Consider the following 23600-nt stretch of genomic DNA (forward strand, 5'->3'; position numbering starts at 1 on the left):
AAGAAACACGCCCGGACCATATGAGTTCGAATATTGCCTAGTGCGCGAACACGGGGCTAAGCGGCTATCAAGTTGGTATAGGCACAGGCAGAAACACGAACTCAGCCAAGATGAATCGACTACAAACCGCCACCCCTGAGACATCCAGTCTCAAGGATGACGTCCTGCCTTACTACAAAGTCCGCTATGCGCCGATGGCGGACTTCAACTGCTCGCTAATGCCGTTGCCCCGATCATCTTTCTGTTGAGCCATGAGGTACACACCTTTACCATTGCTACGAGCAGCCCATAACTCACCAACTAGCTTCTTCTCCTTCTCTTGATCTGCTGTGATGCGATCCCCGCCCTTATATTCGACTACGAGAAGACGCCCATCGGTCAGACGGGCGACGAAGTCCGGGTAGGTGCGTTGCTTGGAGGTAGGCATCCAAAACTGAGACGGATGGACCAGGTTGCGCACCCAGAATTCCACCTCGTCAAGCATTTCAATGGCCTGAGCACAGTCAAACTCCTCGGTCACCTTGCCCTTCCCCGTTTTCCAGTTCAAATCACCGGGTACAGGGTAGTAATGCTTCTTGAACCGGTATGGTCCTTGGTAGTAGTAATGGGCAGGATATGCGGTCATATCCGCCGGGTAAGTGTACGCGTGGTCAGGACCATCACTGGTTACCACCTCCAGCCCACCCTCAAATAGCGCTTGCTGAAAACCCTTCTTGTAAGCAGCCACCTTAGCTGACGCCAGTTGCTCGGAGAGCTTCCGGCGAAGGACGAATTGGCCTTTCAGCAGTTGTTCCAACGAGAAACCGCGCCCCAGAAGCCCGTCGATGGTTCTACGCAACCACTCGCGCAGCACTGGCTGCTTGATAGTGTGGTCGCGGGTCTCCTGATCCAACCACCCAATAAGATCGGTAGCAGTTCTATCGTGGGAGAAACCCGGCAGATATGTAGCCACGTCGTCTTTGATAAGGTGATAGCTCACACCTTTACCATCCAGGTCCACCTCGAACGTCTTGCTCTCATCATTGAATCTGAAGCTGGACAAATCGGGCGGGCTGGCCAGCAGGTCCCACTTAAAGTCAGCGGCTACCATGCCTCGCTCAATGAACTCCAGTTCACCCTGCTCCACCATGCACAGGCGTGGCACGCTGAAGACAATCCCGTTCTCGCTGGGCGCCTTGGCCGCCAAGGCCATCATCTGATGACGCCGCAACTTCTCTTCCGTCTCTTCGCGCTGCTTGGCGTGCACTGCGTCAACTATGGCATCGGTGGTGGCGGCGTCCACCTCACCGGTGACTTCCACCACCCCTCCCTGGCCCTCCTGGTTGGGTACGAAGAGTACTCGCTGGTAGTCACCGGCCGGGGCATTACTTAAATCTGGCTCCTTGACCACCGACACTCGGACCACCGGGATGGATATCAAATTGCTGGAACCGCCCTGAAGATCCAGATCGTCACTAGGTTTGAGATCGGTTCGAATACCGCTAGCGGCTTCCATTGGGTTGAAACCAATCTTGACCAGAGCGTCGGTCAACTCCCCAGCCACTGCCCCAAAACGTTCGGTCGTCACGTGGGCATAAGCTTTATTCATCGCCTCCTGTTTGCGCCTCGTGGCATACGGCATCCGCAACACTCGACCTAAAAGCTGCTGGATGTCCTTGTCGCTCTTGACCTGCGCCACTGAGCAGAAGACATAGGCGAATGAGCAATCCCATCCTTCCTTCAACGCCTGCTTGGTAATGATGACTTCGATTGGGCAGCCTTTGGCGAACAAATCGACCCCATCGATCTCACGTTGGTCGCCGGTGGCAATGGCGATGGCTGCCTCAGGAAGCTTCTCCACCTCGACCAAGTGCCTCTTCACCTGCTCCACAGTGGCGGTGCCTCTGGCACTCTCAGCCTGAACGAGCAGAATGGGCCGGATATAGTCAGGCTCGCCCAGCGCGACCTTGGCTAGAGCGTTACGCCGAGCCACTGCGCTGTTGACCGCTACTTCCCACTGTCCAGCGTGCTCCTTCAGCACCACTGGAAATTTGATCATATTCTCGTCTTTGAGCTCGAACGCCGACACACTGACTAAAACGTTGGAGCTATTGGCATCCGGCGTAGCGGTGAGCTCTACTACGGCCTTGGGCGCGAGCCGTTCATACACCTCATAGGACAATTTCGTAGTGGCGTTGTGTGCCTCGTCCATAATGACCAATGGACCATGGAGCTTGAGCAGATTGGCAAACGATGCCAAAGCCTTACTGTTTTGCCCTTTATCTAAGTAATCCAGATCGGCAGTCGAACCCGCAAAGTGAGGCTCTAGGTCCTCATGGTGCTCATATACCTTACGGCCTTCCTTATCGGTCACACGCAGCGCCGCCACAGTGCCGATGATCACGCACACTTTAGTGCCCAAGTCAGCAGGACGGATTTGGGCGAAATCGGCCACGTCGAATACAGCCACCTGCCCCCCAAAGGTCTCGTCCAGTTCCTGACGGTAAGGGTGTCGTGGGTTTTGGAAAGCATCAAGCGTCTGGGACTTGATCTGGGTAGTCGGAACCATCCAAAGGACCAGTGGGTATTCGCGCTCCAAGATCGTCTGTCCAGCGGACTTGATGATGTGCGCCCCCATCACGGTCTTGCCGCCGCCAGTAGGGATGCGTAAACAAACGTAAGGGACGTCCGGCTGGCCTGGCATGGGTTTGTACTGACTGAGCAAGCCCTTGTCGACGTTCTCTTCGAAGGCCTGCGCTGGCCCCTTAAGCCGCGCATCATCTAAATAGCTTTCCAAGCTCGCCAGTGCGCGCTTTTGATAGATTTTGAGAGAGAGAGCCATATTCAACGAGCCTTGATATCGTAAGGAGTTTGCTTGAAGGTGATTTCCAGCTCGCGTAGTTGCTCATCGGAGAGCAAACACGACTCCCCGTAAATTACCTTCGGCCCATCGGACTGAGGCAACTTGCGTAGCAAAGCACGGGTGAGTACGTTTCCTCCTTCACTACTCAGATCTCCTAAGATGCCATTGAATAGTAGGTAATACCCAACCCCGTTGTACCCGCCCAGAAAAGCCTCTTTAGAGGCATGAACAGAACGGGCGGTGCCTGTTTCAGCAAACCAGACATGCGCAGCTAAGTGTTCGAAGCGGATGCCTTTATGGATGTGGCCATCTTCGTCGAAGATGGGAACGCCCAGCTTGTAAAAACGGAAACCGTTGCCACCATTCCAACCCACTGACTTGGATATTCCGGACTGCTCACCGTCCACAACTGCTTTTAAACGCGGCAGGCATTTTTTCTCCGCGTGATCTCCTTGTTCAACACCAATCCATCGGCGGCCCATTTTGTGGGCCACTGCGGCGGTAGTTCCTGAACCTAAGTAGGAATCCAACACGAGATCACCTTTCTCGGTTACCAAGTCCAGACACCGTTTGATCAATGCTTCGGGCTTCTTGCTTTTTGGGAACTCCACCCCTCCTTCTTTATGAAGGTTGTTTGAAAGCAGGTCATCCCACAGCGTGGTCAGCGGTTCGCCCGCAACCAATTCTCCATCCACCTCTTTCAGCTTCGAGGAATAGAAAAGAATCCTTTCACCTCCGAGAAAATACATCTCGGAATGCTTCGTTCGCTCAAGAAGAATGACCTCAGCGGGGTTGGCATGAGACGCATCAATTGCCTGCCGAACGTCCTGACCAACAGCTTCATAATCTGGTCGCGCGGAACGACATACTTGATTAGCGTGCGTAATCACAAAATCATTCAGATAGCCTTCCAATGCGTCGCCAAGCTCCTTCTTCAGCTCGGCCATTTTTTTTCCTGCCTTCGCCGCTACAGCAGCTGCCAAGGTCACAAACTTCCAGCTTGCATGAGGCGACTCTGGGTTGACCAAAAATCTGCCGTAACGCTTATCGCGTTCACGCCCAGTGAAGACTCGCTTTGGCCGCCACTTTGCCTTGTTTTTGGCATAGATGAGGATGTAATTCGTGGTGTTGACGGTTCCTGGATTGATCGCCTTGTGGCCAGTAGGTGCACCCTGCTTGAAGGTGATGAGAGCCACCCTATTCTTCCTGCCCATGATCTCATCAAGCACCACGGTCAGATAAGCAAGCTCGTTATCATCGATATGAACAAAAAGTGTCCCGTCCTCCGCCAGCAGGTCTCTGGTCAACTCCATTGCTGGGTACATCATTGACAACCAAATGGAGTGCTCCAGATTGTCGTCATAGTCATCAAAGGCCTGCCCCGTGTTGAACGGAGGATCGGCGTAAACGCACTTCACCTGACCACCGTAGTAAGGCAACAAGGCCTTAAGGGCCTCAAGATTGTCGCCTTTTACGAGTAGGTTTGAAGAATCCGGCTCTCCGTAAGAGTGCTCTGCGACCGGCTCTAGGAGGCGGTATGGAGCGAGCGCGGCGCGGGTCAAATCTTCGTCGCGGTTGTACCAAGAAAGAAGTGGCATCCAGTGCTCCTATAAAACAGGCCGCAAGTATGCTTCAACCGGAGGATGCCGGGCCAGCTTGGCGACACCGAAGAGATGACATCTGACAGCTTATGAGGGCCCATCACCGCGCTCCCACCGTGCGTCAAGGTCTTAACGTACTGAGGGCGGTACTGGCTGACCGTGCAGCGATCGTGAAGCAAAACCGGATTCGGATGAGACCTACTATTTGAACGAACTCAACGGGGCTAGATCGAGCTATAGGTGAAGGCGACAAGCCTCGGGCGTCCCGAAGCCACCGGCACCGAGCCGCTGTAAAGCGCGGAAGGAAAAAACCAAACTCAGATGGCCGTGGAGCTGGAGTCTGGGATCGCGCTCGTAAACTCCACTGGAGCCAGCGCTAATCAGGGCGTTAAACCGCCACGTAGACGCCTGACGCCTACGCGGCAGCATAGCTTTCTACCTTTCGTTTACTCTACCGCACTCGAGCCGGAGGCTCCGAGAATTCGGGACTGACCTAAAAACAGATTGCCGCCTATCAGATATGGTCTAAGTTTTCTAAGCCTACGATAATAAGCAAGTAAAACTCGCAGCTGATGTAGAGCATCGATATTTAAGAAATCAAAGCCACTTCGATAGTCATCCCATCTCATCAAATTGAAGAAAAAGTCAACAAACTCCTCCAAGCGAGTTAGAACTTCAGGAGCAAGAGTGGCTAATACCGCCCTTTCGTCATCAAACCCGGATATTTTATTATCTTTGAAATAACGATACACTGTTGAATAATATTGCTCTAGCGCTACAAAAGAAGCTTCATCAGAAACTTGGTGAGCTGATACTTCAATCCTACGAGCAAGATCAGGCAGCAGGTCAAGCTTGATATGCCCTGGAGAGGCAAAGTGTATCTCTGATACTTTTGCCCTGTGAATAGAGGGCGTAACGGAGTTTAACCCCGTGAACAGGTGGACGGCGCTGAACCCACCCGTCCAACTGCCTGCAAGTTTACTCAAGGCGCCATGGACCGCTGCACGATCAAGATGTTCCAGTCCGTAGTGAAATGAATATAGCTGTTGATATATCTTAGGGACGAGTGAAAAATCGTCTATATACAGCTCGCCATCCAAACCAAGGAAATAAGCTTCCGTAATCTCCTCAGCCAATTTTTCCGCCGCAAGGGTCGCTATCTCAGGAGTAAGGTAGGAATCAATGTCGGGCAAATAAATTTCAGGCAGCTTATCCCAACTTGTACGAAGAAAAGCACTACGCTTTGCAGATGCTCCTGTATGAAATATAACAATCCATTCAGATTCGACGTATAGATCTCTTAGTGTTTTCTGTTGTTCTAGATAATCTCGGAGAGACTTTCGGTCCACTGGTATAATGCACCAACGGTTACGACTCGCAGTACAATCGAGCCAAGCGTACAACAAGTCATTACCAGCCTCACCTTTATAAAGACTCAACAAAGGCCCCTCAAACTCAATGAGGTCTGCATTCCACTGATGCTTAGAGAGAGTCCGAGCATCTATTTTTTGACCTTCAATACGGGGAAAGCTCATGGAATTGCTCTCACCGCAGATACATTATTGTGAACGCTACCCGTCGCGTATGGATGAAAGTCAAAATGGCCATAACGATCCGCCGCGGTGCAGGCACCATCATTTGGCGTGATTAAAACATTGGCTACATGCCCACCAAACACCTTACGAGCCATGCGAAAGCTTTTTTGAACGCTTTGGAAAGCGCTCACGCTTTGTGCATACGACAGATGCATAGACAACCCCCAGCATGAGCACTTCTCGTCTGGGGCGGAGGAGCGAAGTAAGCGAGGAGGGTTTCGAACGGCCACCGGAGCAAAACATTGCACGCTTACCGGATTTGCAACCCATCTCCATGCATCTCGCTGGATCGGAGATGTCCCTGCTGGCGGACATTGATATCCGTTCGCAGACAGCTCAGCTAGCTGGGCGCTATACGTGTAAGACATAAAATCCCTTTTAATTGTGCGGTGGCCCGAAATCTGTAGCATTACGCCATCATTCCACACCTATAGCATTTCCGAAAGAGGGCATAGCCCTTGAACCGAGCACGACTCCACACAGTCGGACCATGCTTAAGAGTCACGGGCGTTCCTGGGCTCTCGGGCAACAAATTTGAAAATGGCCAGCGGCCAAATCAAAGCGCATCGTAAAACGATCGCTTGCTGGACACCCTGTCATTCCCTCATGCGCAAGCGCTGCCGTAGTGAGCGCAACGGGCGGGCCGCAAGGCTTGCCCGGCTGGTATCCGGGTACGGTCCCGATTAACCTGTCGGCCTTTATCAGACATCCGGAAGTCAGATACCCGTGCTCAAGCCTCTCGCTGTGTTCGCCCTCGCCTGTACGCCATTGCTCACCTGCGCTGCCGACCTGGCGGGCGTCTGGAAGGGGACGCTGGGCAAGTCCGCCATCACGGCCTGCTTCAACGGCGCCGGCGGGGAGCATGGCAGTTATTACTACCAGCGCATCCTCAAGCCCATCCAACTGACCCAGGCAAGTGCCAATGCGCCGTGGGTGGAAGAAGGCAATACCGGGTTGTGGACGCTGGGCGGCTTGCAGGGCAATACGCTGGCAGGCACGTGGAGCAAAACGAAGGGCGGCACACCGCTGCCGATTACCCTGCAACGCGTGGGCACGCCAGGCGACGGTTGTGGCAGCGATGCGTATAACGCTGCATTGGAAGCGGCGCCGCTGCCGGTCAAGGTGGAGAAGAAAGCCTTCGGCGAGCACCGTTATCAGCTCAAGACGCAAGGCGCGCGCGTCACGCTGCAACTCGAAGGCGAAGGCCCGGCGGTGCAGAAGATCAATCGGCAACTCGCCGCGCTGGCCGTTAACGACGATGACCAGGCTGACTTCCTGCGCGAGCGGCGTGAGTATCTGGGGCGAAACGGTTCGGCCTATACCAGTGAAATCGTGGTTGAGCCGACCTATTGGTCGTCGCGGTGGATAACGGTCAGGTTCTATCGCTGGGCTGCCGGTACAGGCGCCAGGGGCATCAGTTGGGGGTTGCATTCGTTTAATCTGCAGACCGGCGAAGGCGTCGACCCGTGGACATGGCTGGGAGCGCGCCAGCAATGGCATGGCGCCTATTCCGGCGAGGTGACGCTGCCCGCCACGTTCAGCCATTGGCTGGTCAAGCAAACCAGTACCGACGAGGGCTGCCCGGCGATCACCGACTATTCCCGGTTTGACCTGAGCTTCAACACCCAGGGCCTGCAACTTTCGACACCGGCCAACGGCGACGGCTGCGACAACGAGCTGTCGTTTACCTGGGAGCAATTGGCACCGGTCCTGACGCCTCAAGGCAAAGCCGCACTGCCCAGCTTGCAGGCACCCTGAACACCGATAGAGAAATCCGACGGTCGTTCACGAAATGTTCAGAAACCCCGACCGATACTAGCCGGATGCCAAGGCCGTTCCCCCGAACGGCCCACTGCCCGGTACCCACACCCCATGACGCGTCCCGCCCCTCTGCTGCTCCTGCTCGCTGGTCTGTTGTTTTTCTTTGCCCTGGGTAACCACGAACTGCAAGGCTCAACCGAAGCCCGCGTCGCCGGGATCGCCATGGCCATGCACTTGGACAATGATTGGGTGGTGCCGCAGCTGTTTCGCGAGCCCTTCCTGGAAAAGCCGCCCCTGAGCCTTTGGTTGGACGCCGGGGCGATTCGACTGTTCGGCGCCAGCCCCTGGGCGGTACGCCTGGCCTCGGCGTTTGCCGGATTGTTCAGCGTGATGCTGCTGTACGCGATGCTGCGCAGATTCGGGCGCCCGCAGACCTTGGCCTTCAGCGCGGCGTTGATCCTGGCGACCATGGCCAGTTATTGGAGCAACGTGCGCGGCGTGGGCGAGGACTCACTGCTCACCCTCGGTGTGACCACTGCCCTGCTGGCGTTCTACCAGGCGGTGCGACCCGACCGTCAGGGTTCGGCAACCGGCGCCTGGGCGCTGTTCACTGCCGGGATGGTGATCGCCACCTTGAGCAAAGGCGTGCTGGGCCTGGCGATGCCCGGCGTGGTGATTTTCGTCTACCTGGCCAGCAGCACCCTGCTGGACAAACGCCTGCGCCTTGGGGATTGGCTTAAACCGGCGGCGTTTACCCTGTTGGCCCTGATTCCTCTGCTGATCTGGCTGATGTTCCTGTTCCAGCGCGGCGGCCTGCAGGCGGTGGGCGAGGTTCTGTGGACCAACAGCGTGGGGCGCTTCAGCGGCGAATTCGTCGAGGCCGGGCATTACGAGCCGTTCTATTACTACCTGCTGAAACTGCCCGAAGCATTTTTACCGTGGAACATCCTCGTGTACCTGGGGCTATGGCATTTGCGCAAAAGCCTGGCGCGTAATCGCTACCACTTGTTTTTCAGTGTCTGGCTGGTGGCACAGTTCACCTTGCTGACATTGGCCTCAAGCAAACGCACGGTGTACCTGATGGCCCTGACGCCCGCCGCCGCGGTCCTGGCCGCCGAGTATGCGCGGGAGCTGCTGGCGTGGCTCCAGGCGCACAGGCCGGCGTTGTACAAGCACCATAAGCGCGTGATCGGCAGCGTGTTCGCCGTGGCGGTGGCCTGCTATCTGACGGCAGCGTTCTGGTTTGCGCCCAAGGCCGACGTGCGCCATTCGTTCGTGCCCTTGATCAGTCAGATCCAGGCGCTGCAGGCCGAAGGCAGGGATGTGGTGTTGTTTCAACCCAACGAACGCATCGCCGGAGCCGGCGTGTTCTACATGCAGGGCTATTTGAAGATCCTGCAAACCGAAGCGCAACTGCACAGCTACCTCGCCGCCAGGCCCGGCAACGTTGCGCTGCTGGACCATACTGACCGGCTGAGCACACAGGTCAAGGTGATCAAGGAGATGGCCGTCAACCGCCAGCCCTACTACTTCATCGAACAGTAAGGCCGGCGCGCGGTATCAATGCTTGGTGAGTTTGTCCAGATAACCCATGGCAAAAGCCGAGACCACGAAGGTCATGTGGATGATCACGTACCACATCAGGTGCTGGGGATCGACGTTCTTGGCGTCCATGAAGATGCGCAGCAAGTGGATGGAGGAAATCGCCACGATGGACGCCGCCACTTTCATCTTCAGCGACGAAGAGTCCATGGTGCCCAGCCAGTTAAGCTTTTCCTTGTTGTCATCGATATCCAGCTGCGAGACGAAGTTCTCGTAGCCGGAGATCATCACCATCACCAGCAGGCCGCCGACCAGGGCCATGTCGATCAATGACAGCAGCAGCAGGATCACTTCGGCTTCCAACATGCTGAAGATGTTGGGAATGACGTGGATGATTTCCTGGAAGAATTTCAACGCCAGGATCAATAACCCCAGGGACAATCCCAGGTAGATCGGCGCCAGCAACCAGCGCGAGGCGTACATCGCATTTTCGATAAAGCGTTCCATTGGATCTCACACAGCGTGGTTAGAAATGGCGGCGAGTATACCAGCCGCCACCAAAGCGCTGTAACCGCGAGAAAACTGACCTGAGCGGCTTCTGTAAGAGAATTTTTCTGCTAGTGTCGAGCCCATCAACTCGGCTCGATGACGTCGGACAGGAAGACTCTCAGATGATGGATGTGCGAACCCCTTTGGCCGGTATCGGCTTATGTGCGGCGCTGCTGCTGGCGGGCGGTTGCTCGCCTGGTGACGAAAAAAAACAAGCCACGCTCGAAGAGAAGACCGCGCAGTTCGAACAATCCCTCGACCGCATCCAGGACCCCAAGCTGCGCGACGCCATCGCCGACCTCGGCGGTTCCCTGCTGTTGCTCGAACGCGCGCAGATCAAGCTCGCCAGCAAGCCCATCGAGCCCGAGTACGGCGAAGACAACCTGGCTCTGCTCAAGCATTACCCCACGCCCCAGGCACTGGTGGACACTTACATCAATGGCCTGTTCGTGCTGCGCAAGACCTCTCACTCCGATTACCTGACGGATCTGCAGCCGGTCTTTCCGTTCAACTTCAACCAGCCCGATCAATTCCCGTTTCCCCACAGCCTGGAATGGCAGTCCGTGACGCTCAGCAACCATAAGGTCATCCCGTTCCAACCGGAGTGGTCGGAAACCGACCCGGGCATCCAGCTGAGTCCCAGCAGTTCCAACCTGACCAACCCCGATGATCTGACGGTGACCTACCCGTTCATCGACGGCATCGAGACCGAAAACAAAAGCCAGCCGCAGCCGGTCAGCCTCAAGGGCACAGTGGAAGTCATCGCGCCGGGCAATGTGCTGACGTTCGACCTGGCGAAAAAGGACGTGGGCCACCCGCGCACCGAGGGCGCGATCAGCGTTAACCTGCTGCGCCTGGAGAAGAACTACGCCGAAATCGAACTGACCAACCGTGCGCCCCTCGCCCCCCAAGTGGGCGATGAATCCCCCAACCCGCTGCTTGTGCAGGCGCGCGACAGCACCGGGCAGTTTCTCACCCGTGCGGGCGCCATCAATGAGAGTGCAGCCCAGGTGGCGTTCTATCAGAAACAACTGGCCGAGATGCAGAAGCAGAACGCCTGGTCCGATGCATTCGAGCAACAGCTCAACGACGAGCGAAAAGCCTTCGAGCACCAGCAGAGCACCCATTACGCCAAGGTTTATTTCAATGGCCTGGTCGACACCCTGCAGGTCAACGTGCTGGACTTTTCCCAGGCGTCGATCACACGCAAGGACCTGGACCTGCCCGTGCAGCGCTTCGACAGAAACAGCCTGGAAAAAACCGTGCAGGCCCTGCCCATGCCGGTCACGGTGTATGAGGACGGCGCCGCGGCCTGGCTCAAAGACGCCACGCTGACCGAAGAGCAACTCAAAAACAGCGTCACTATCAGCCAGTCCGTCGAAGACGCCAGCGCCGCGACCATCGTGTTCGACCATCCCTTCACCTTCAACGATGATCTGGTGGGCGCCGAGCGCAACAGCGGGGAGTCGCCGGTGACCTTCTTTACCGCCGATGACAAGGGCGAGCGCGGCGAGCCCATCGAGTTGCCGACCGAGGCGTATGAGCTGAACCCGGCGCGCGGCACCCTCACCTACGATCTCACACTGTTTCCGGAAACCCCGGCCTTTGTGGTGGGCTCGATTCCGCTGTTCCTGGCGACCATCGAAAAGAACCAGATTGACGCAACGACCCTGCCCAAGGGCCTGTCGCTCAAGGACAACGCGCTGATCGTCGATCAGAAAGCCTTTCCGGCCGACAGTTGGCGCTTCTACGCCAAGGACGCCAGCGGCAATTACCTCAAGGAAATCCTGGGCGTCAGCCACCGCGCCGCGGAATACGGCACAGCGCTGTTTGATGTGCATTATTTTTACGGCCGGCCGACCGTTCTGGAAAGCTATCAGCGCACCGACCTGAGCACCGTGCAATACGGGTTCGAGGTCAAACTGGACAAGCCCGAAAACAAATAAGCCTGGCTACAGCGCGAGCTGTTCGTGGCTGCGGTTAAGCGATCGCAGATGAGCCTGCAGGTGCAGGCACCAGATCGGCGGGTCCTCGGCATGCTTGTAGCCTTGCCCTGTCAGATTTTCGACGATCGAGTCGAGCAGTTTGGCGGCTTCCACGGGACCGCGAAAAGGTCCCTGGGATTTGACGGCTGAAGGTTGCTCACCGCTCATTCCGGCGGCGAATAAGACCGTCCACAGGCCGTCATCCCCCGCGAGAGGGCGAATGACGCATTCGATACGGGTAGCCAGGCCGAAGTACTGGCGGGTAAGACAGAGGTTGCGCGGCATGGCGGCGACCCTCGGTAGATCGGTGTTCAACCCCGGCGCGTGGGCGAGGCTGTCTCTATCCAGCGACTCCTGCAGATATCCCTAATCTTCAGAATAGAAGAAAACCACGACAAACCAAGGCCGTAGAGACCAACGGTGCAAGCGCCTCCGGGCACCAGTCAAATTATTGTCATTTCTGCCAACCTTGCGTTGGCCGAACAGGCCCGCGCGAGGCCAGTTCGCTCACCGCCTATGGGCCGGTTATGAAGCGGGCTTGGCTTCGGCCAGTGCCTGCTGTGCCAATTCCTTCTCGGCTTCTTTGAGATCGTCCTCGCTGATCATCTCGGCGATCGCGCGCAACCGCTCGACCACACGGGCGTTGACGGTGCCTTCCGGGAATTGCCCTTCGGCATCCGGCTCACCGGCATCCTCGCCCACCAGCAGGCTCAAGGCTTCGTCGGCCTGGCGCACTGCGTAGATGTGGAACTGCCCGGCGCGTACGGCCTGCAGCACTTTCTCATCGAGCATCAGCGTGGCGACGTTGGCCTGGGGGATGATTGCCCCCTGCTCGCCGGTCAGCCCGCGGGCCTCGCAGAGACGGAAAAACCCTTCGATCTTCTCGTTGACCCCGCCGACCGCCTGCACTTCACCAAACTGGTTGATGGAACCGGTGATGGCAAAACACTGCTTGAGTGGGGTTTTCGACAGGGCCGAAATCAACGTACACGCTTCACCCAGGGACGCACTGTCACCGTCCACGTAGCCGTAGGACTGTTCCAAAGCGATGCTGGCCGAAATCGCCAGCGGAAATTCCTGGGCATAGCGGCTGCCCAGGTAACCCGTGAGGATCATCACGCCCTTGGAGTGGATCGGCTGGCCGAGGTTGACCTCGCGCTCGATGTCGACAATCCCGCTGCCGCCCGGGTACACCGTGGCGGAAATCCGCGCCGGCACGCCGAACGCCGAGTCGCCCACTTCCAGCACCGTCAGCCCGTTGCACTTGCCGACCGCCGCACCGGCCGTGTCGATCAGGATTACCCCGGCGAGCATATCGTCGAGAATCCGCGCCGATACCCGCCCGGTGCGCGTGGCCTTGGCCTTGAGCGCGCGTTCGATATGGCCGGCGTCAGTCATCTCGTCGCCCGCCAGATGGCGAATGAAATCCGCCTCGCTGACCAGTTGGAAGAGATCACCAATGCGCGCCGACAAGCGCCCCTGATGCTCCGCCAGCCGCGCGCTGTAAGTAGCCAGGCGCGCCACGGCGTCCGACGTCAGCGGCGCCATGCCTTCTTCCGAGGTGCGGGTTTTGAGCAACTGCGCGAACTGCTCCAGGCTTTCGTCCACCATCGGGATGTCTTCGTCGAAGTCCACCAGCACCCGGAACATTTCCTGGAAGTCCGGATCGGCGTCCTGCAAGGCGTAGTACAACTGACGCGAACCGATGATGATGACCTTGACCTGCAGCGGGATCATCTGCGGGTTGAGGGTCACAGTTGCCAGGCGACCCAGTTCGCCCAGAGGCGATTCCATTTTCAGCTTGCGCGACTGCAGGGAACGCTTGAGCGCGTCCCATACGAACGGCTCGCTGAGCATTTTTTCCGCCTCAAGGATCAGGAATCCGCCATTGGCACGGTGCAACGCCCCGGCGCGCAGTTGCCGATAGGTGGTGTAGAGCGCGCCCTGGTCGGTGCTGTATTCGATACGGCCGAACAGGTTGTCGTAGGTCGGGTGTGGCTCGAACACCACCGGCGCGCCGCCGTTGACCGGATGGCCCACCACCAGGCTCGGGCAATATTGCTCTTCCAGCAGCTTGCGGGCCTGGGCGTCGGTCTTGGCATCATCCACCAGTTGCTCGACCACGGTCTTGAGCAGGTACACCTGCATGGCTTGCAGGTAACCGCAGACGGCCGCGTTTTCCGCGTATTTTTCCGACAACGGCGCCAGCAAGGGCTGCAGGGCCAGGGTGATGGTTTCTTCGTTGAATTGGCGCAGCTGGTTATTCGACTCGCGCTTCCATTGCGGCAGGCTGGCCAGTTCTTCGTTGAGGCGCTCTTCCAGCTCGGAAATATCGGTATGAAAGCGCTCGCGCTCGGCCTCGGGCAGCTGCGAGAACTCGGCCTCGTCCAGCGCCTTGCCATCGAGCATGGGAGTGAAGGCGATGTTGGAGCTGTCGCGGTACAGCGCCACGTCCTTTTCCAGCGCCAGGCGTTCGATGACATCCAGCGCCTTGTCGTAGCGCTGGTTGAAGGCGCGGTCGATGGCGCTCTTGCGCTGCTGGTAGGTGGGGTGTTCGAACACTGCGGGGAATGTGGCCACCAGGTTGTCGATCAGCGCATTGATATCGGTGATGAACGCTGCGGCGCCACCGGCGGGCAACTCAAGGGCGCGCGGCTCGCGCGGCTCATCGAAATTATTGACGTAGACCCAGTCCGACGGGGTCTGCAGGCGCTTGCCCTCGGCCTTCAGGTAGCGTTTGACGAACGAAAAGCGACCGGTACCCGGCTCGCCCATGACAAATACGTTGTAACCGGGGCGTGGCATGGCCACACCGAACTGCAAGGCTTCAACCGCGCGTTCCTGGCCAAGCACACCGCGAAAGGGCTCCAAATCATTGGTGGTCGAGAAGCTGAACTGTTCAGCGGAGAAAGGACGAGTCAGCGCATCAGGCGCTAGACGCAGGCTGGCAGCAACAGGATCAGGCATCGGGCTTCCTTACATCAGGCGGGGCAGATAACGGCATTCTGGCTCCCCCTTGCGCGCTCTGGCAAGGCAGGTCTCTGGGAAAGCTTAGACGCGGGACGCGACCGGCAAATATTTCATCAAATCGCCAACGGTTTTATAAAAACACACGGAACCCTTCGAACGTGCCTAAACTCCAAACTGCGCGGGTTGGACTAATAACCGATCCCTGGGGCGCTATGAAGTGCCTGAACCCTTGTCCATTGGTTGCACACAAAGAGAACAAAGCTATGAAACGGATCCTTCTCGGTACTCTCTTCACCGTCGTCTCCCTCAATGCAATGGCAGAAGCGCCAGGTGGCCCGAACTGCGGTTGGGGCAACATGTTGTTCGAAGGCCAGCGCGGTACTCCGGCTCACTTCCTGGCTTCCACCACCAACGGCACCTCCGGTAACGCCACCTTCGGCATGACCTCGGGTACCAACGGTTGCAGCACCAACAGCGCGCTGACCTACGGCGGCAAGTCCTGGATTGCCATGAATGGCATGATGAACGAGCTGTCCGAAGACATGGCCAAGGGTAATGGCGAAGCACTGACCACCTACGCCGTGGTACTGGGCGTTGCCCCTGAAGATCGCGAGCACTTCGCTGCCGTGACCCACGAGCACTTCCAGCAGATCTTCAGCAAGGCTGACGTGACCGCTGACGACGTGCACAACAACACCCTCGCTGTACTGAAAAGCGATGCCCGTCTGGCGAAATACGCGACCCAGGCTTAAGCTCGACCGGCCCGCGCCTCTCCAGGCGCGGGTTTTATTTTTGGGCCCGCCTCCCCTTTGGGTCTTTCTATTTCCGACTTAAGTTGCCTCTATGCTCAAACGAATTGCCTGTCTGGCACTCTTCGCCTGCGCCCCGCTGTATGCGGCCCCGCACCTTGATGATCAGCGTTTGCAGCAATTGGCCAACGATCCGTTCTGGCTTTCCCTGGGCCATTACGAAGCCGGCAAGCTCAGAGGCTGGCGCAGTTATGTCAGCGATAAGAAATTCTTCCTCGCGGCCGATGGCGCTCACCATCCGGACGCGGAACTCAAGGCCACCGTCGACGCACTCTATGCGCCCGCCAACCTGGGTGAAAAACACGCCCAATGCGTTTACCCCGCACGTACCCGCTGGCTCAAGGATCAGTTGCACCTGACCGACCTGCCCGCCGTGGACTGCGCCGAATTCAAGCAATGGTTCAAAGACGTCGCTCCCCACAGCGCGGTGATGATCTTCCCGGCGGCCTACCTCAACAGCCCATCGTCGATGTTCGGCCACACCTTGCTGCGCATCGACCAGGCCGACGTGCAGAGCAACAACACCGCGCTGCTCAGCTACGCGATCAACTTCGGCGCGTATATCGAGGGCTCGGACAACAGCATCCTCTACGCCTGGAAAGGCCTGATGGGCGGCTACCCCGGCCTGTTCGCGCTGGTGCCCTACCAGGAAAAACTCTCCGAGTACCGTAGCCTGGAGAACCGTGACTTGTGGGAATACCGCCTCAACCTTACCCAGGTCGAGACCGAGCGCATGGTCGAGCATGTGTGGGAACTCAAGCAGATCCAGTTCGATTACTTCTTCTTCGACGAAAACTGCTCCTATCGCCTGCTGGAACTGCTGCAAGTGGCGCGCCCCGGCCTGCGCCTGACCGAACAATTCCCGCTGACCGCCATCCCCACCGACACCGTCAAAGCGGTGAAGGAGGCCGGTCTGGTGGAAAAAATCGACTATCGCCCGTCCCGCGAGCGCGAATTGCTTGAACGCGCCAAACCCCTGGACGGCGACGAGCAGCAATGGGTGCTCAAGATCAGCGACGACCAGAAACAATTGCAGCAAGCGGCCTTCAAAGCCCTGCCCCGCGAGCGCCAGGCCCTGATTATCGACGCTGCCTACCGCCTGGGCCGCTACCGCGCCAACGGCCTGGAGCGCGACACCGCCCGCTCCCAGCGCAGCTTCGAACTGCTGCGCGCGATCAACCAGAACCCCGCGCCCGACCTCAAGATCCAGCCGCCCGGCCTGCCGGAAGACGGCCATGAATCACGTACCTGGCAAGCCGGCATCGGCACCCGTGGCGACAAGGCCTTCGGCGAATACGGCCTGCGCATGGCTTACCACGACCTCAACGACAACGCCGAAGGCTTCCCCCTCGGCGCGCAGATCGAAATCCTGCAAATGAAACTGCGCCAGTACGAAGGCAATCACTGGCAACTGCAGCAACTGGACCTGGCCACCATCCGCTCCCTGACTCCACGCAACGCGTTACTGCAACCCTGGTCGTGGCAAGTCACCGGTGGCCTGGAGCGCGTACCGGGCAAACACGACGACGAAACCCTGGTCGCCCACGTCAATGGTGGCGCCGGCAGCACCTGGCAACTGCGCGACGACATGCTCGGCTTTGCCCTTGGCACCGTGCGGGTGGAGCATAACAACGACTTCAGCGAAGCCATCTCCCCCGCTGCGGGCTTCAACACCGGCGTGCTGTGGAAAAACCCGCTGGGCAACCTGAGCCTGGAAGCCAAGGGTGACTTCTTCACCAATGGCGAAGTACGGCGCAGCCTCAGCCTCAACCAGCAATGGGAACTGTCGCGCAACCTGGGCCTGCGCCTGAGCGCCCAGCGCGAATACAGCCATTTATCTTCGCCGGTCAATGAAGTGATGCTGGAAGTGAAGTGGTATCACTACTGACCAACGCCTGCCGGAAAACGAACATGTGGTAGGGGGTATGCCCCCGATGGCGGCGGTTCAGTCCAGTATCGAGTGGCTGACACACCTCTATCGGGGCATGGGTCTCTACACAACTTTTCCGATCCTGAAAAAACTCCCTGTGGCGAGCGGGCTTGTCCCGCGTTGGGCTGCGTAGCAGCCCCGGTAAAGAAGAACGCGGTGTATCAGACACTCTGTAGGGGCTGGTTTTGGGACTGCTACGCAGCCCAACGCGGGACAAGCCCGCTCGCCACAACAGCTCTTCCGCCGGGCGTTTAGCGTTAAGCCAAAGCTGTGTAGATACCTATGCCATCAGGGGGCAAGTCCCCTCCCACATTTGCTAGCATTGCCTGCACAATCAGGAGTTCACTCGACATGGCCGTCATCTGCACCACCCTTGAAGAAGTGCGAACCAACATCGACCGCCTCGACCAGCAAATCGTCACCCTGCTGGCCGAACGCGGCCGCTACGTCTCCCAGGCTGCCCACTTCAAGAAAGATGCCGATGGCGTCAAGGCACCGCAACGGGTCGAACAAGTGATCGCTAAAGTGCGCAATCTGGCGCAGGCGGCGGGAGCCAATCCGCAAGTCACCGAGCAGGTGTACCGCGCCATGATTGCAGCGTTTATCCAACAGGAACTGGCTGACCATGCGGCGCTGACCACTCAACGGGCGGCCTGCCCCCCTGAAGTCAGCTGAGCACAGGTTTGGCGTCAACCGTAAAGCCCAACACATTTCTCACACCCGCTTCACATCCGTCCGACGAATCCCCTTCTAGACTTTCCCTATCAGCCGTAAAACGGCCAGGGAGTACGCCATGTGGCGCTATGCGGTCATGTTGTATGCGGTGCTGGGCTTGGCGGGTTGTCAGACCACCCATCAGGAATTATTGGCCAAGGGTTATCCGCCGGCGTTCGCCGATGGCTTTGACGATGGCTGCAGCAGCGGTCGCCAGGCGGCTGGGGTGATCAGCGGGGAGTTTCGCAAGAACGTGCCGCGCTATCTGAAGCAGCGCGAATATGCCGAAGGCTGGGAGGACGGTTTTCGCCAGTGCAAGGCGATGCGGGAGAACGAAGAACTGCGCGATTACAAAGAGCGCCATTGGGATGAGCGCGAACGTGAGTGGCAGCAGGAGAAGGATCGCGATGCGGCTCGGGCCTATCGCGCCCAATAGGTCGCTTTCAGACATCCAGCGAAACTAAAGCGCGGCGAACATGGCCCAAGCTCCATAGAGGAGATCATGATGAGCCGTGCTTTTGTTAATGAAGATAACGCCGCCGCCCAGGCCGATCAGCCGGTGGAGCGTCAAGTCAGTGAGCAACCCAACCGCCTGACCGCGCAAGGTCTGGCGCAGTTGCACGCCAAAGTCGCGCAGTTGCAGCAGGAACATGGCGCTGAATCCGCCAAGGGCGAGCAGGCCGATAAACAGCGCCAGGCGGACCTTGAGCGGGATTTGCGCTATTTCAACCAGCGGGTGCAAAGCGCCCAGGTAGTGGCGCCTGCCACGTCCACCGACCAGGTACAGATCGGCAGTTGGGTCACCTTCGCCAACGAGCAAGACGAACAGCAGCGCATCCAACTGGTGGGTGAAGACCAGGCCGACGCCAACGCCGGTTTGATCAACTGGGGTTCACCCCTCGGCCGCGCATTACTCGGTGCGCGGGTCGGTGACGAGGTGTTGTGGAAGCGCCCCGTCGGCGATCAGTTGATCGAAGTGCTGCACATCGACGCCGAGGTTTAGACGATGCCTTGGGCCAGCATCGCGTCGGCGACTTTCACGAAGCCGGCGATGTTCGCGCCTTTGACGTAGTTAACCCGGCCGTGTTCTTCGCCATAGTGCACGCACGCGTGGTGGATCGACTGCATGATGCCGTGCAGCTTGCTGTCCACTTCCCCGGCGGTCCATAGCAGGCGCATGGCGTTCTGCGACATTTCCAGGCCGCTCACCGCCACACCGCCGGCATTGGATGCTTTGCCCGGTGCGAACAGAACCCCTGCCTCGATAAAGATATCCACAGCCTCCAGCGTGGTCGGCATATTGGCGCCTTCAGCCACGCAGATGCAGCCATTGCCCAACAACGTGCGGGCGGCGTCGGCGTCCAGCTCGTTCTGGGTGGCGCAGGGCAAGGCGATGTCGCAGGCCAGCGCCCACGGCGTTTGCCCTTTGCGGAACTCCAGGCCAAAGCGCTCGGCCAGTTCGCTGATACGGCCGCGTTGCACGTTTTTCAGTTCCAGCAGCGCCGACCATTGTTCTTCGGTCAGGCCACTCTCGGCGTACAGGGTGCCTTCGGAGTCAGACAAGGAAATCACCTTGCCGCCCAGGTCCATGACCTTACGCGCCGCGTATTGCGCCACATTGCCGGACCCGGATACCGCGACGCGCTTGCCTTCCACGCGCAGGCCGTCGCGCTTGAGCATCTCTTCGGCAAAGTACACACAGCCAAAACCGGTGGCTTCCGGGCGGATCAGGCTACCGCCGTAGGCCATACCCTTGCCGGTGAACACCGAGGTGAACTGATTGCTCAGCCGTTTGTACTGGCCGAACAGGAAGCCGATCTCACGGGCACCCACGCCGATATCACCGGCCGGCACGTCGACATCCGCACCGATATGCCGGTACAGCTCGCTCATGAACGCCTGGCAGAACCGCATCACTTCTGCGTCGCTCTTGCCCTTGGGATCGAAGTCCGAACCACCCTTGCCACCGCCCATGGGCAGCGAGGTCAGGGAATTCTTGAAGGTCTGTTCAAAGGCGAGGAATTTCAAAACCCCCAGGTTGACCGACGGATGGAAGCGCAGGCCGCCTTTGTACGGGCCGATCGCGCTGTTCATCTGGATGCGGAATCCGCGATTGACCTGGACCTTGCCCTGGTCATCCACCCACGAAACCCTGAACGTAATCGCACGCTCGGGCTCGCACATGCGCTCCAGGATGCCAGAGGTCAGATAGTGCGGATTGGCTTCAAGAAACGGCCACAGGCTGCGCAGGACTTCTTCTACTGCCTGGTGAAATTCCGGCTGGTCGGGGTCACGTTTCTTAAGGCGAGCGAGGAAGGATTCGACGGATTCGATCATGAAGAGTCTCGGCAAATTGATTGTTTTTAAAATGAGATTGGGCCGGACTTTAACAATTCATGTCGCACCGCGACAGGGCAAAATGTCGCCTTTGTGAATTTAAATGGTGCAATGGATATAAATAAATCAGGGAAATGGGCGTTTTATGCACTTAAAGAGGGATTGCCAAGCTGGGGTGTGCACTGTCAGAGGAAGCGCTATCGGGGGCGAGCCCCCTCCCACAGTTGAATGATGTGGGGCAGGGAAAATGTGCAAAAAAAACGGTGCCCGAGGGCACCGCTTTTTTCAACCCGGCCCGAATCAGGCCAGTTTTTTGTGGCGTACGCGGTGCGGCTGGGCAGCAGCATCGCCCAGGCGCTTCTTGCGATCGGCTTCGTACTCGGTGTAGTTGCCTTCGAAGAACACCGCTTGGGAGTCATCTTCGTATGCCAGGATGTGCGTCGCGACGCGGTCAAGGAACCACCGGTCGTGAGAGATCACAATGGCGGCGCCAGGGAAGTCCAGCAGGGCTTCTTCCAGGGAACGCAGGGTTTCGACGTCGAGGTCGTTGGACGGTTCGTCGAGCAGCAGCACGTTGCCGCCCTCTTTCAGGGTCAGGGCCAGGTGCAAGCGGCCGCGCTCACCACCGGACAGGTCCTTGACGAACTTCTGCTGGTCGCCGCCCTTGAAGTTGAAACGGCCGACATAGGTGCGCGACGGGATTTCATAGTTACCGATGCGGATCTGGTCGGAACCGTCGGAAATCTGCTGGAACACGGTCTTGCTGCCGTCCAGGTCCTCACGGCTCTGGTCAACACAGGCCAGCTGCACGGTTTCACCGATTTCAATGCTGCCCGAATCCGGAGTTTCCTTGCCCATCAGCATGCGGAACAGCGTGGATTTACCCGCACCGTTACCACCAATTACGCCGACGATCGCGCCTTTTGGCATGGAGAACGACAGGTTGTCGATCAACACGCGGTCGCCGTAGCCCTTAGTTACGTTCTTGAATTCGATGACCTTGTCACCCAGGCGCGGACCGGCCGGGATGTAGATCTCGTTGGTTTCGCTGCGCTTCTGGAATTCCTGCGACTGCATTTCTTCAAAGCGTTGCAGACGCGCCTTGGATTTGGACTGACGGGCCTTGGCGCCTTTGCGCACCCATTCCAGTTCTTCCTTCATGGCTTTTTCGTGAGCCGATTGCTGCTTGGACTCGGCCGCCAGACGGTCGGACTTGGCTTCCAGCCAACCGGAGTAGTTACCCTCGTAAGGGATACCGGCGCCACGGTCGAGTTCGAGGATCCAGCCGGCCACGTTGTCGAGGAAGTAACGGTCGTGCGTGATCGCAACCACGGTGCCCGGGAAATCGTGAAGGAAATGTTCCAGCCAGGCGACGGAATCGGCGTCCAAGTGGTTGGTCGGTTCGTCGAGCAACAACATGTCGGGGGCCGACAGCAGCAGGCGGCACAGGGCCACACGACGCTTTTCACCACCGGAGAGGTGCTCGACCTTGGCGTCCCACGCCGGCAGGCGCAGCGCATCGGCGGCAACTTCCAGCTGGCGCTCCAGGTTGTGACCGTCGCCGGCCTGCAGGATGGCCTCAAGCTTGGCCTGTTCGGCGGCGAGCTTGTCGAAGTCGGCATCCGGTTCGGCGTAGGCGGCGTACACCTCGTCCAGGCGCGCCTGGGCGTCTTTGATCACGCTGACGGCCTCTTCGACCACTTCGCGCACGGTCTTGGTCGGATCCAGAATCGGCTCCTGCGGCAGGTAACCGATGTTCAGCTCCGGCATCGGGCGCGCTTCGCCTTCGAATTCGGTGTCGACGCCGGCCATGATTTTCAGCAGGGTGGATTTACCCGAACCGTTGAGGCCGAGCACGCCGATCTTGGCGCCGGGGAAGAAGGACAACGAAATGTTTTTCAGGATTTCCCGCTTCGGTGGGACGACTTTGCCCAGCCGATGCATGGTGAAGACGTATTGAGCCAAAATGGAGCCCTCTGATGAACTGTGTAAACAAAGGCCGGTATTCTACGTCAAGATGAACCTGTGCACAGATGCAGAACGCCGACCGGTGTCACACAGCCGGCATCAGAACAACCTGATGGCCAGCACGTTCAGGTCCAGCGTACTGTGCAAAAGCATCACCAGCAGGATCGCCGAGGTGCACAGCGCCTGGCCCAGTACCCCGCGATGGATCTGCCGCGCTGCCGGTGGGCCGAACGGCCTCCTCGGCCAGTCGGTCGCACAGCGAAACGATCAGCGCGCAGGCTTCAATCAGTTTAAGGGTGGTGGGAAATCCTTGGATTAATCGAAGCCCAGGTACAGCACGATAAGGTCGACCTGGCTGTGCACCATGCCGGCGTGCAGGGTCTGCGGCGCAATCCATACGGCCATGCCAGGCTTGAGCAACCAGCGCTGGTCCTCCGTGTGGCCGTGGAGCATGCCTTTTTTACCAACACGAATTGACCGACGGGGTGCCTGTGGGGCTCGCCCTCGTCGTCAATCCTGCTCAACTGCCTTTCAATGACCAGCGCTGAATAGTGTGTTCCATCGTAATGCATGCCTACCCCAGTCAGTCTTCTCGGAATCCACCCGCGCCAGACGCTTGCCGCACACCGTCGCGCCGGCTACCCAGCCCAGGGCGGCGAGCATGATCAGGGCGCCGCTCGACAACGCACCACTGGCCAGGTTGCGACGTGCCACCAGCCAGTCGGAAGCGGGCGTCATATCGGCCCCGTAACGGCGCTGATAAATGTCGCGGATATAAGCTACTGTTTCTGGTGCACCCTGCTCGCTTCTTCTAATTATTTCGAACCGTGCATGATCATTTTCATCTTGGCTTGAAGTGTGCAGAAAACTATTCATGACGTATCCCTGTGAACGGCATTTGCCGCTCACAAAGCTACGTAACCCCTACTTGATCGAACATGCTCAGGCAGGACAACAAGTCGATTGAAACGGACGACTGACGCGGCCGCTCGCGGCC

Annotated in this window: 18 protein-coding genes; 8 read left to right on the forward strand and 10 right to left on the reverse strand. The window is 58.3% G+C overall.

The window, feature by feature from the left end:
• Positions 1-184: 184 nt before the first annotated feature.
• The 3 genes from G7025_RS15520 to G7025_RS15530 form a co-directional block, all read right to left on the reverse strand.
• A complete protein-coding gene (locus tag G7025_RS15520) occupies positions 185-2821 on the reverse strand; it encodes a DEAD/DEAH box helicase (protein WP_181080037.1) in 2637 nt (878 codons plus the stop codon).
• Between the two features lie 2 nt (positions 2822-2823).
• Positions 2824-4440 carry a site-specific DNA-methyltransferase gene (locus G7025_RS15525; protein ID WP_181080038.1) on the reverse strand — a complete coding sequence of 539 codons (1617 nt, stop codon included), beginning with the start codon at positions 4438-4440 and terminating at the stop codon, positions 2824-2826.
• 449 nt (positions 4441-4889) lie between these two features.
• Complete coding sequence (locus tag G7025_RS15530; protein WP_181080039.1) at positions 4890-5978, reverse strand: hypothetical protein; 1089 nt, start codon at positions 5976-5978, stop codon at positions 4890-4892.
• Positions 5979-6764: 786 nt separating this feature from the next.
• On the opposite strand from G7025_RS15530, the gene G7025_RS15535 reads away from it, so the two are divergent.
• Both G7025_RS15535 and G7025_RS15540 read left to right on the forward strand, forming a co-directional pair.
• A complete protein-coding gene (locus tag G7025_RS15535; protein ID WP_181080040.1) occupies positions 6765-7796 on the forward strand; it encodes a hypothetical protein in 1032 nt (343 codons plus the stop codon).
• 114 nt (positions 7797-7910) lie between these two features.
• Positions 7911-9344 carry an ArnT family glycosyltransferase gene (locus G7025_RS15540; RefSeq protein ID WP_181080041.1) on the forward strand — a complete coding sequence of 478 codons (1434 nt, stop codon included), beginning with the start codon at positions 7911-7913 and terminating at the stop codon, positions 9342-9344.
• Positions 9345-9359: 15 nt separating this feature from the next.
• On the opposite strand, the gene G7025_RS15545 is transcribed toward G7025_RS15540, so the two are convergent.
• The gene (locus G7025_RS15545) at positions 9360-9848 is read right to left on the reverse strand and encodes a TIGR00645 family protein (RefSeq protein WP_181080042.1); all 489 of its coding nucleotides are present in this window, start codon (positions 9846-9848) and stop codon (positions 9360-9362) included.
• Positions 9849-10012: 164 nt separating this feature from the next.
• Here G7025_RS15545 and G7025_RS15550 point away from each other — a divergent pair, with 164 nt between their 5' ends.
• Positions 10013-11836: a hypothetical protein gene (locus G7025_RS15550; RefSeq protein WP_181080043.1), complete on the forward strand. Its 1824-nt coding sequence runs from the start codon at positions 10013-10015 to the stop codon at positions 11834-11836.
• Between the two features lie 6 nt (positions 11837-11842).
• Here G7025_RS15550 and G7025_RS15555 read toward each other — a convergent pair whose 3' ends face one another.
• Positions 11843-12160 carry a PA4575 family protein gene (locus tag G7025_RS15555; RefSeq protein ID WP_181080063.1) on the reverse strand — a complete coding sequence of 106 codons (318 nt, stop codon included), beginning with the start codon at positions 12158-12160 and terminating at the stop codon, positions 11843-11845.
• A 240-nt stretch (positions 12161-12400) separates the two neighbouring features.
• On the reverse strand, positions 12401-14842 hold the full coding sequence (locus G7025_RS15560; RefSeq protein ID WP_181080044.1) for a Lon protease family protein: 2442 nt from the start codon (positions 14840-14842) through the stop codon (positions 12401-12403).
• 266 nt (positions 14843-15108) lie between these two features.
• On the opposite strand from G7025_RS15560, the gene G7025_RS15565 reads away from it, so the two are divergent.
• From G7025_RS15565 to G7025_RS15585, 5 genes are all read left to right on the forward strand, one after another.
• The gene (locus G7025_RS15565) at positions 15109-15597 is read left to right on the forward strand and encodes a DUF3015 domain-containing protein (protein WP_016973832.1); all 489 of its coding nucleotides are present in this window, start codon (positions 15109-15111) and stop codon (positions 15595-15597) included.
• A 91-nt stretch (positions 15598-15688) separates the two neighbouring features.
• A complete protein-coding gene (locus tag G7025_RS15570; RefSeq protein WP_181080045.1) occupies positions 15689-17542 on the forward strand; it encodes an Lnb N-terminal periplasmic domain-containing protein in 1854 nt (617 codons plus the stop codon).
• A gap of 393 nt (positions 17543-17935) precedes the next feature.
• A complete protein-coding gene (locus tag G7025_RS15575) occupies positions 17936-18259 on the forward strand; it encodes a chorismate mutase (protein ID WP_181080046.1) in 324 nt (107 codons plus the stop codon).
• A 118-nt stretch (positions 18260-18377) separates the two neighbouring features.
• Positions 18378-18734: a hypothetical protein gene (locus tag G7025_RS15580; RefSeq protein ID WP_181080047.1), complete on the forward strand. Its 357-nt coding sequence runs from the start codon at positions 18378-18380 to the stop codon at positions 18732-18734.
• Between the two features lie 69 nt (positions 18735-18803).
• Entirely contained in the window at positions 18804-19301 is a 498-nt protein-coding gene (locus G7025_RS15585; RefSeq protein WP_181080048.1) for a GreA/GreB family elongation factor, read from the forward strand.
• Here the strand turns inward: G7025_RS15585 and gdhA are convergent.
• The 4 genes from gdhA to G7025_RS15605 all read right to left on the reverse strand — a co-directional run bounded on the left by gdhA (position 19298) and on the right by G7025_RS15605 (position 23479).
• Positions 19298-20635 carry an NADP-specific glutamate dehydrogenase gene (gene gdhA, locus G7025_RS15590; protein WP_181080049.1) on the reverse strand — a complete coding sequence of 446 codons (1338 nt, stop codon included), beginning with the start codon at positions 20633-20635 and terminating at the stop codon, positions 19298-19300. The two genes, G7025_RS15585 and gdhA, sit on opposite strands and share 4 nt — an antisense overlap.
• A 300-nt stretch (positions 20636-20935) precedes the next feature.
• Entirely contained in the window at positions 20936-22600 is a 1665-nt protein-coding gene (gene ettA, locus G7025_RS15595) for an energy-dependent translational throttle protein EttA (RefSeq protein ID WP_181080050.1), read from the reverse strand.
• 318 nt (positions 22601-22918) lie between these two features.
• A complete protein-coding gene (locus G7025_RS15600) occupies positions 22919-23056 on the reverse strand; it encodes a hypothetical protein (protein WP_181080051.1) in 138 nt (45 codons plus the stop codon).
• A gap of 78 nt (positions 23057-23134) precedes the next feature.
• Positions 23135-23479 carry a hypothetical protein gene (locus tag G7025_RS15605; RefSeq protein WP_181080064.1) on the reverse strand — a complete coding sequence of 115 codons (345 nt, stop codon included), beginning with the start codon at positions 23477-23479 and terminating at the stop codon, positions 23135-23137.
• Positions 23480-23600 lie beyond the last annotated feature (121 nt).

Origin of the sequence: Pseudomonas lurida, assembly GCF_013522705.1 — a bacterium.
Taxonomy (GTDB): Bacteria; Pseudomonadota; Gammaproteobacteria; order Pseudomonadales; family Pseudomonadaceae; genus Aquipseudomonas; species Aquipseudomonas quebecensis.

Excerpts from the sequence above, each read along its gene's own strand:
- G7025_RS15520 (WP_181080037.1), bottom strand. The coding sequence starts at position 2,821 with ATGGCTCTCTCTCTCAAAATCTATCAAAAGCGCGCACTGGCGAGCTTG.
- G7025_RS15525 (WP_181080038.1), bottom strand. The coding sequence starts at position 4,440 with ATGCCACTTCTTTCTTGGTACAACCGCGACGAAGATTTGACCCGCGCC.
- G7025_RS15530 (WP_181080039.1), bottom strand. The coding sequence starts at position 5,978 with ATGAGCTTTCCCCGTATTGAAGGTCAAAAAATAGATGCTCGGACTCTC.
- G7025_RS15540 (WP_181080041.1), top strand. The coding sequence starts at position 7,911 with ATGACGCGTCCCGCCCCTCTGCTGCTCCTGCTCGCTGGTCTGTTGTTT.
- G7025_RS15545 (WP_181080042.1), bottom strand. The coding sequence starts at position 9,848 with ATGGAACGCTTTATCGAAAATGCGATGTACGCCTCGCGCTGGTTGCTG.
- G7025_RS15550 (WP_181080043.1), top strand. The coding sequence starts at position 10,013 with ATGATGGATGTGCGAACCCCTTTGGCCGGTATCGGCTTATGTGCGGCG.
- G7025_RS15555 (WP_181080063.1), bottom strand. The coding sequence starts at position 12,160 with ATGCCGCGCAACCTCTGTCTTACCCGCCAGTACTTCGGCCTGGCTACC.
- G7025_RS15560 (WP_181080044.1), bottom strand. The coding sequence starts at position 14,842 with ATGCCTGATCCTGTTGCTGCCAGCCTGCGTCTAGCGCCTGATGCGCTG.
- G7025_RS15565 (WP_016973832.1), top strand. The coding sequence starts at position 15,109 with ATGAAACGGATCCTTCTCGGTACTCTCTTCACCGTCGTCTCCCTCAAT.
- G7025_RS15570 (WP_181080045.1), top strand. The coding sequence starts at position 15,689 with ATGCTCAAACGAATTGCCTGTCTGGCACTCTTCGCCTGCGCCCCGCTG.
- G7025_RS15575 (WP_181080046.1), top strand. The coding sequence starts at position 17,936 with ATGGCCGTCATCTGCACCACCCTTGAAGAAGTGCGAACCAACATCGAC.
- G7025_RS15580 (WP_181080047.1), top strand. The coding sequence starts at position 18,378 with ATGTGGCGCTATGCGGTCATGTTGTATGCGGTGCTGGGCTTGGCGGGT.
- G7025_RS15585 (WP_181080048.1), top strand. The coding sequence starts at position 18,804 with ATGAGCCGTGCTTTTGTTAATGAAGATAACGCCGCCGCCCAGGCCGAT.
- gdhA (WP_181080049.1), bottom strand. The coding sequence starts at position 20,635 with ATGATCGAATCCGTCGAATCCTTCCTCGCTCGCCTTAAGAAACGTGAC.
- G7025_RS15600 (WP_181080051.1), bottom strand. The coding sequence starts at position 23,056 with ATGCTCCACGGCCACACGGAGGACCAGCGCTGGTTGCTCAAGCCTGGC.
- G7025_RS15605 (WP_181080064.1), bottom strand. The coding sequence starts at position 23,479 with ATGAATAGTTTTCTGCACACTTCAAGCCAAGATGAAAATGATCATGCA.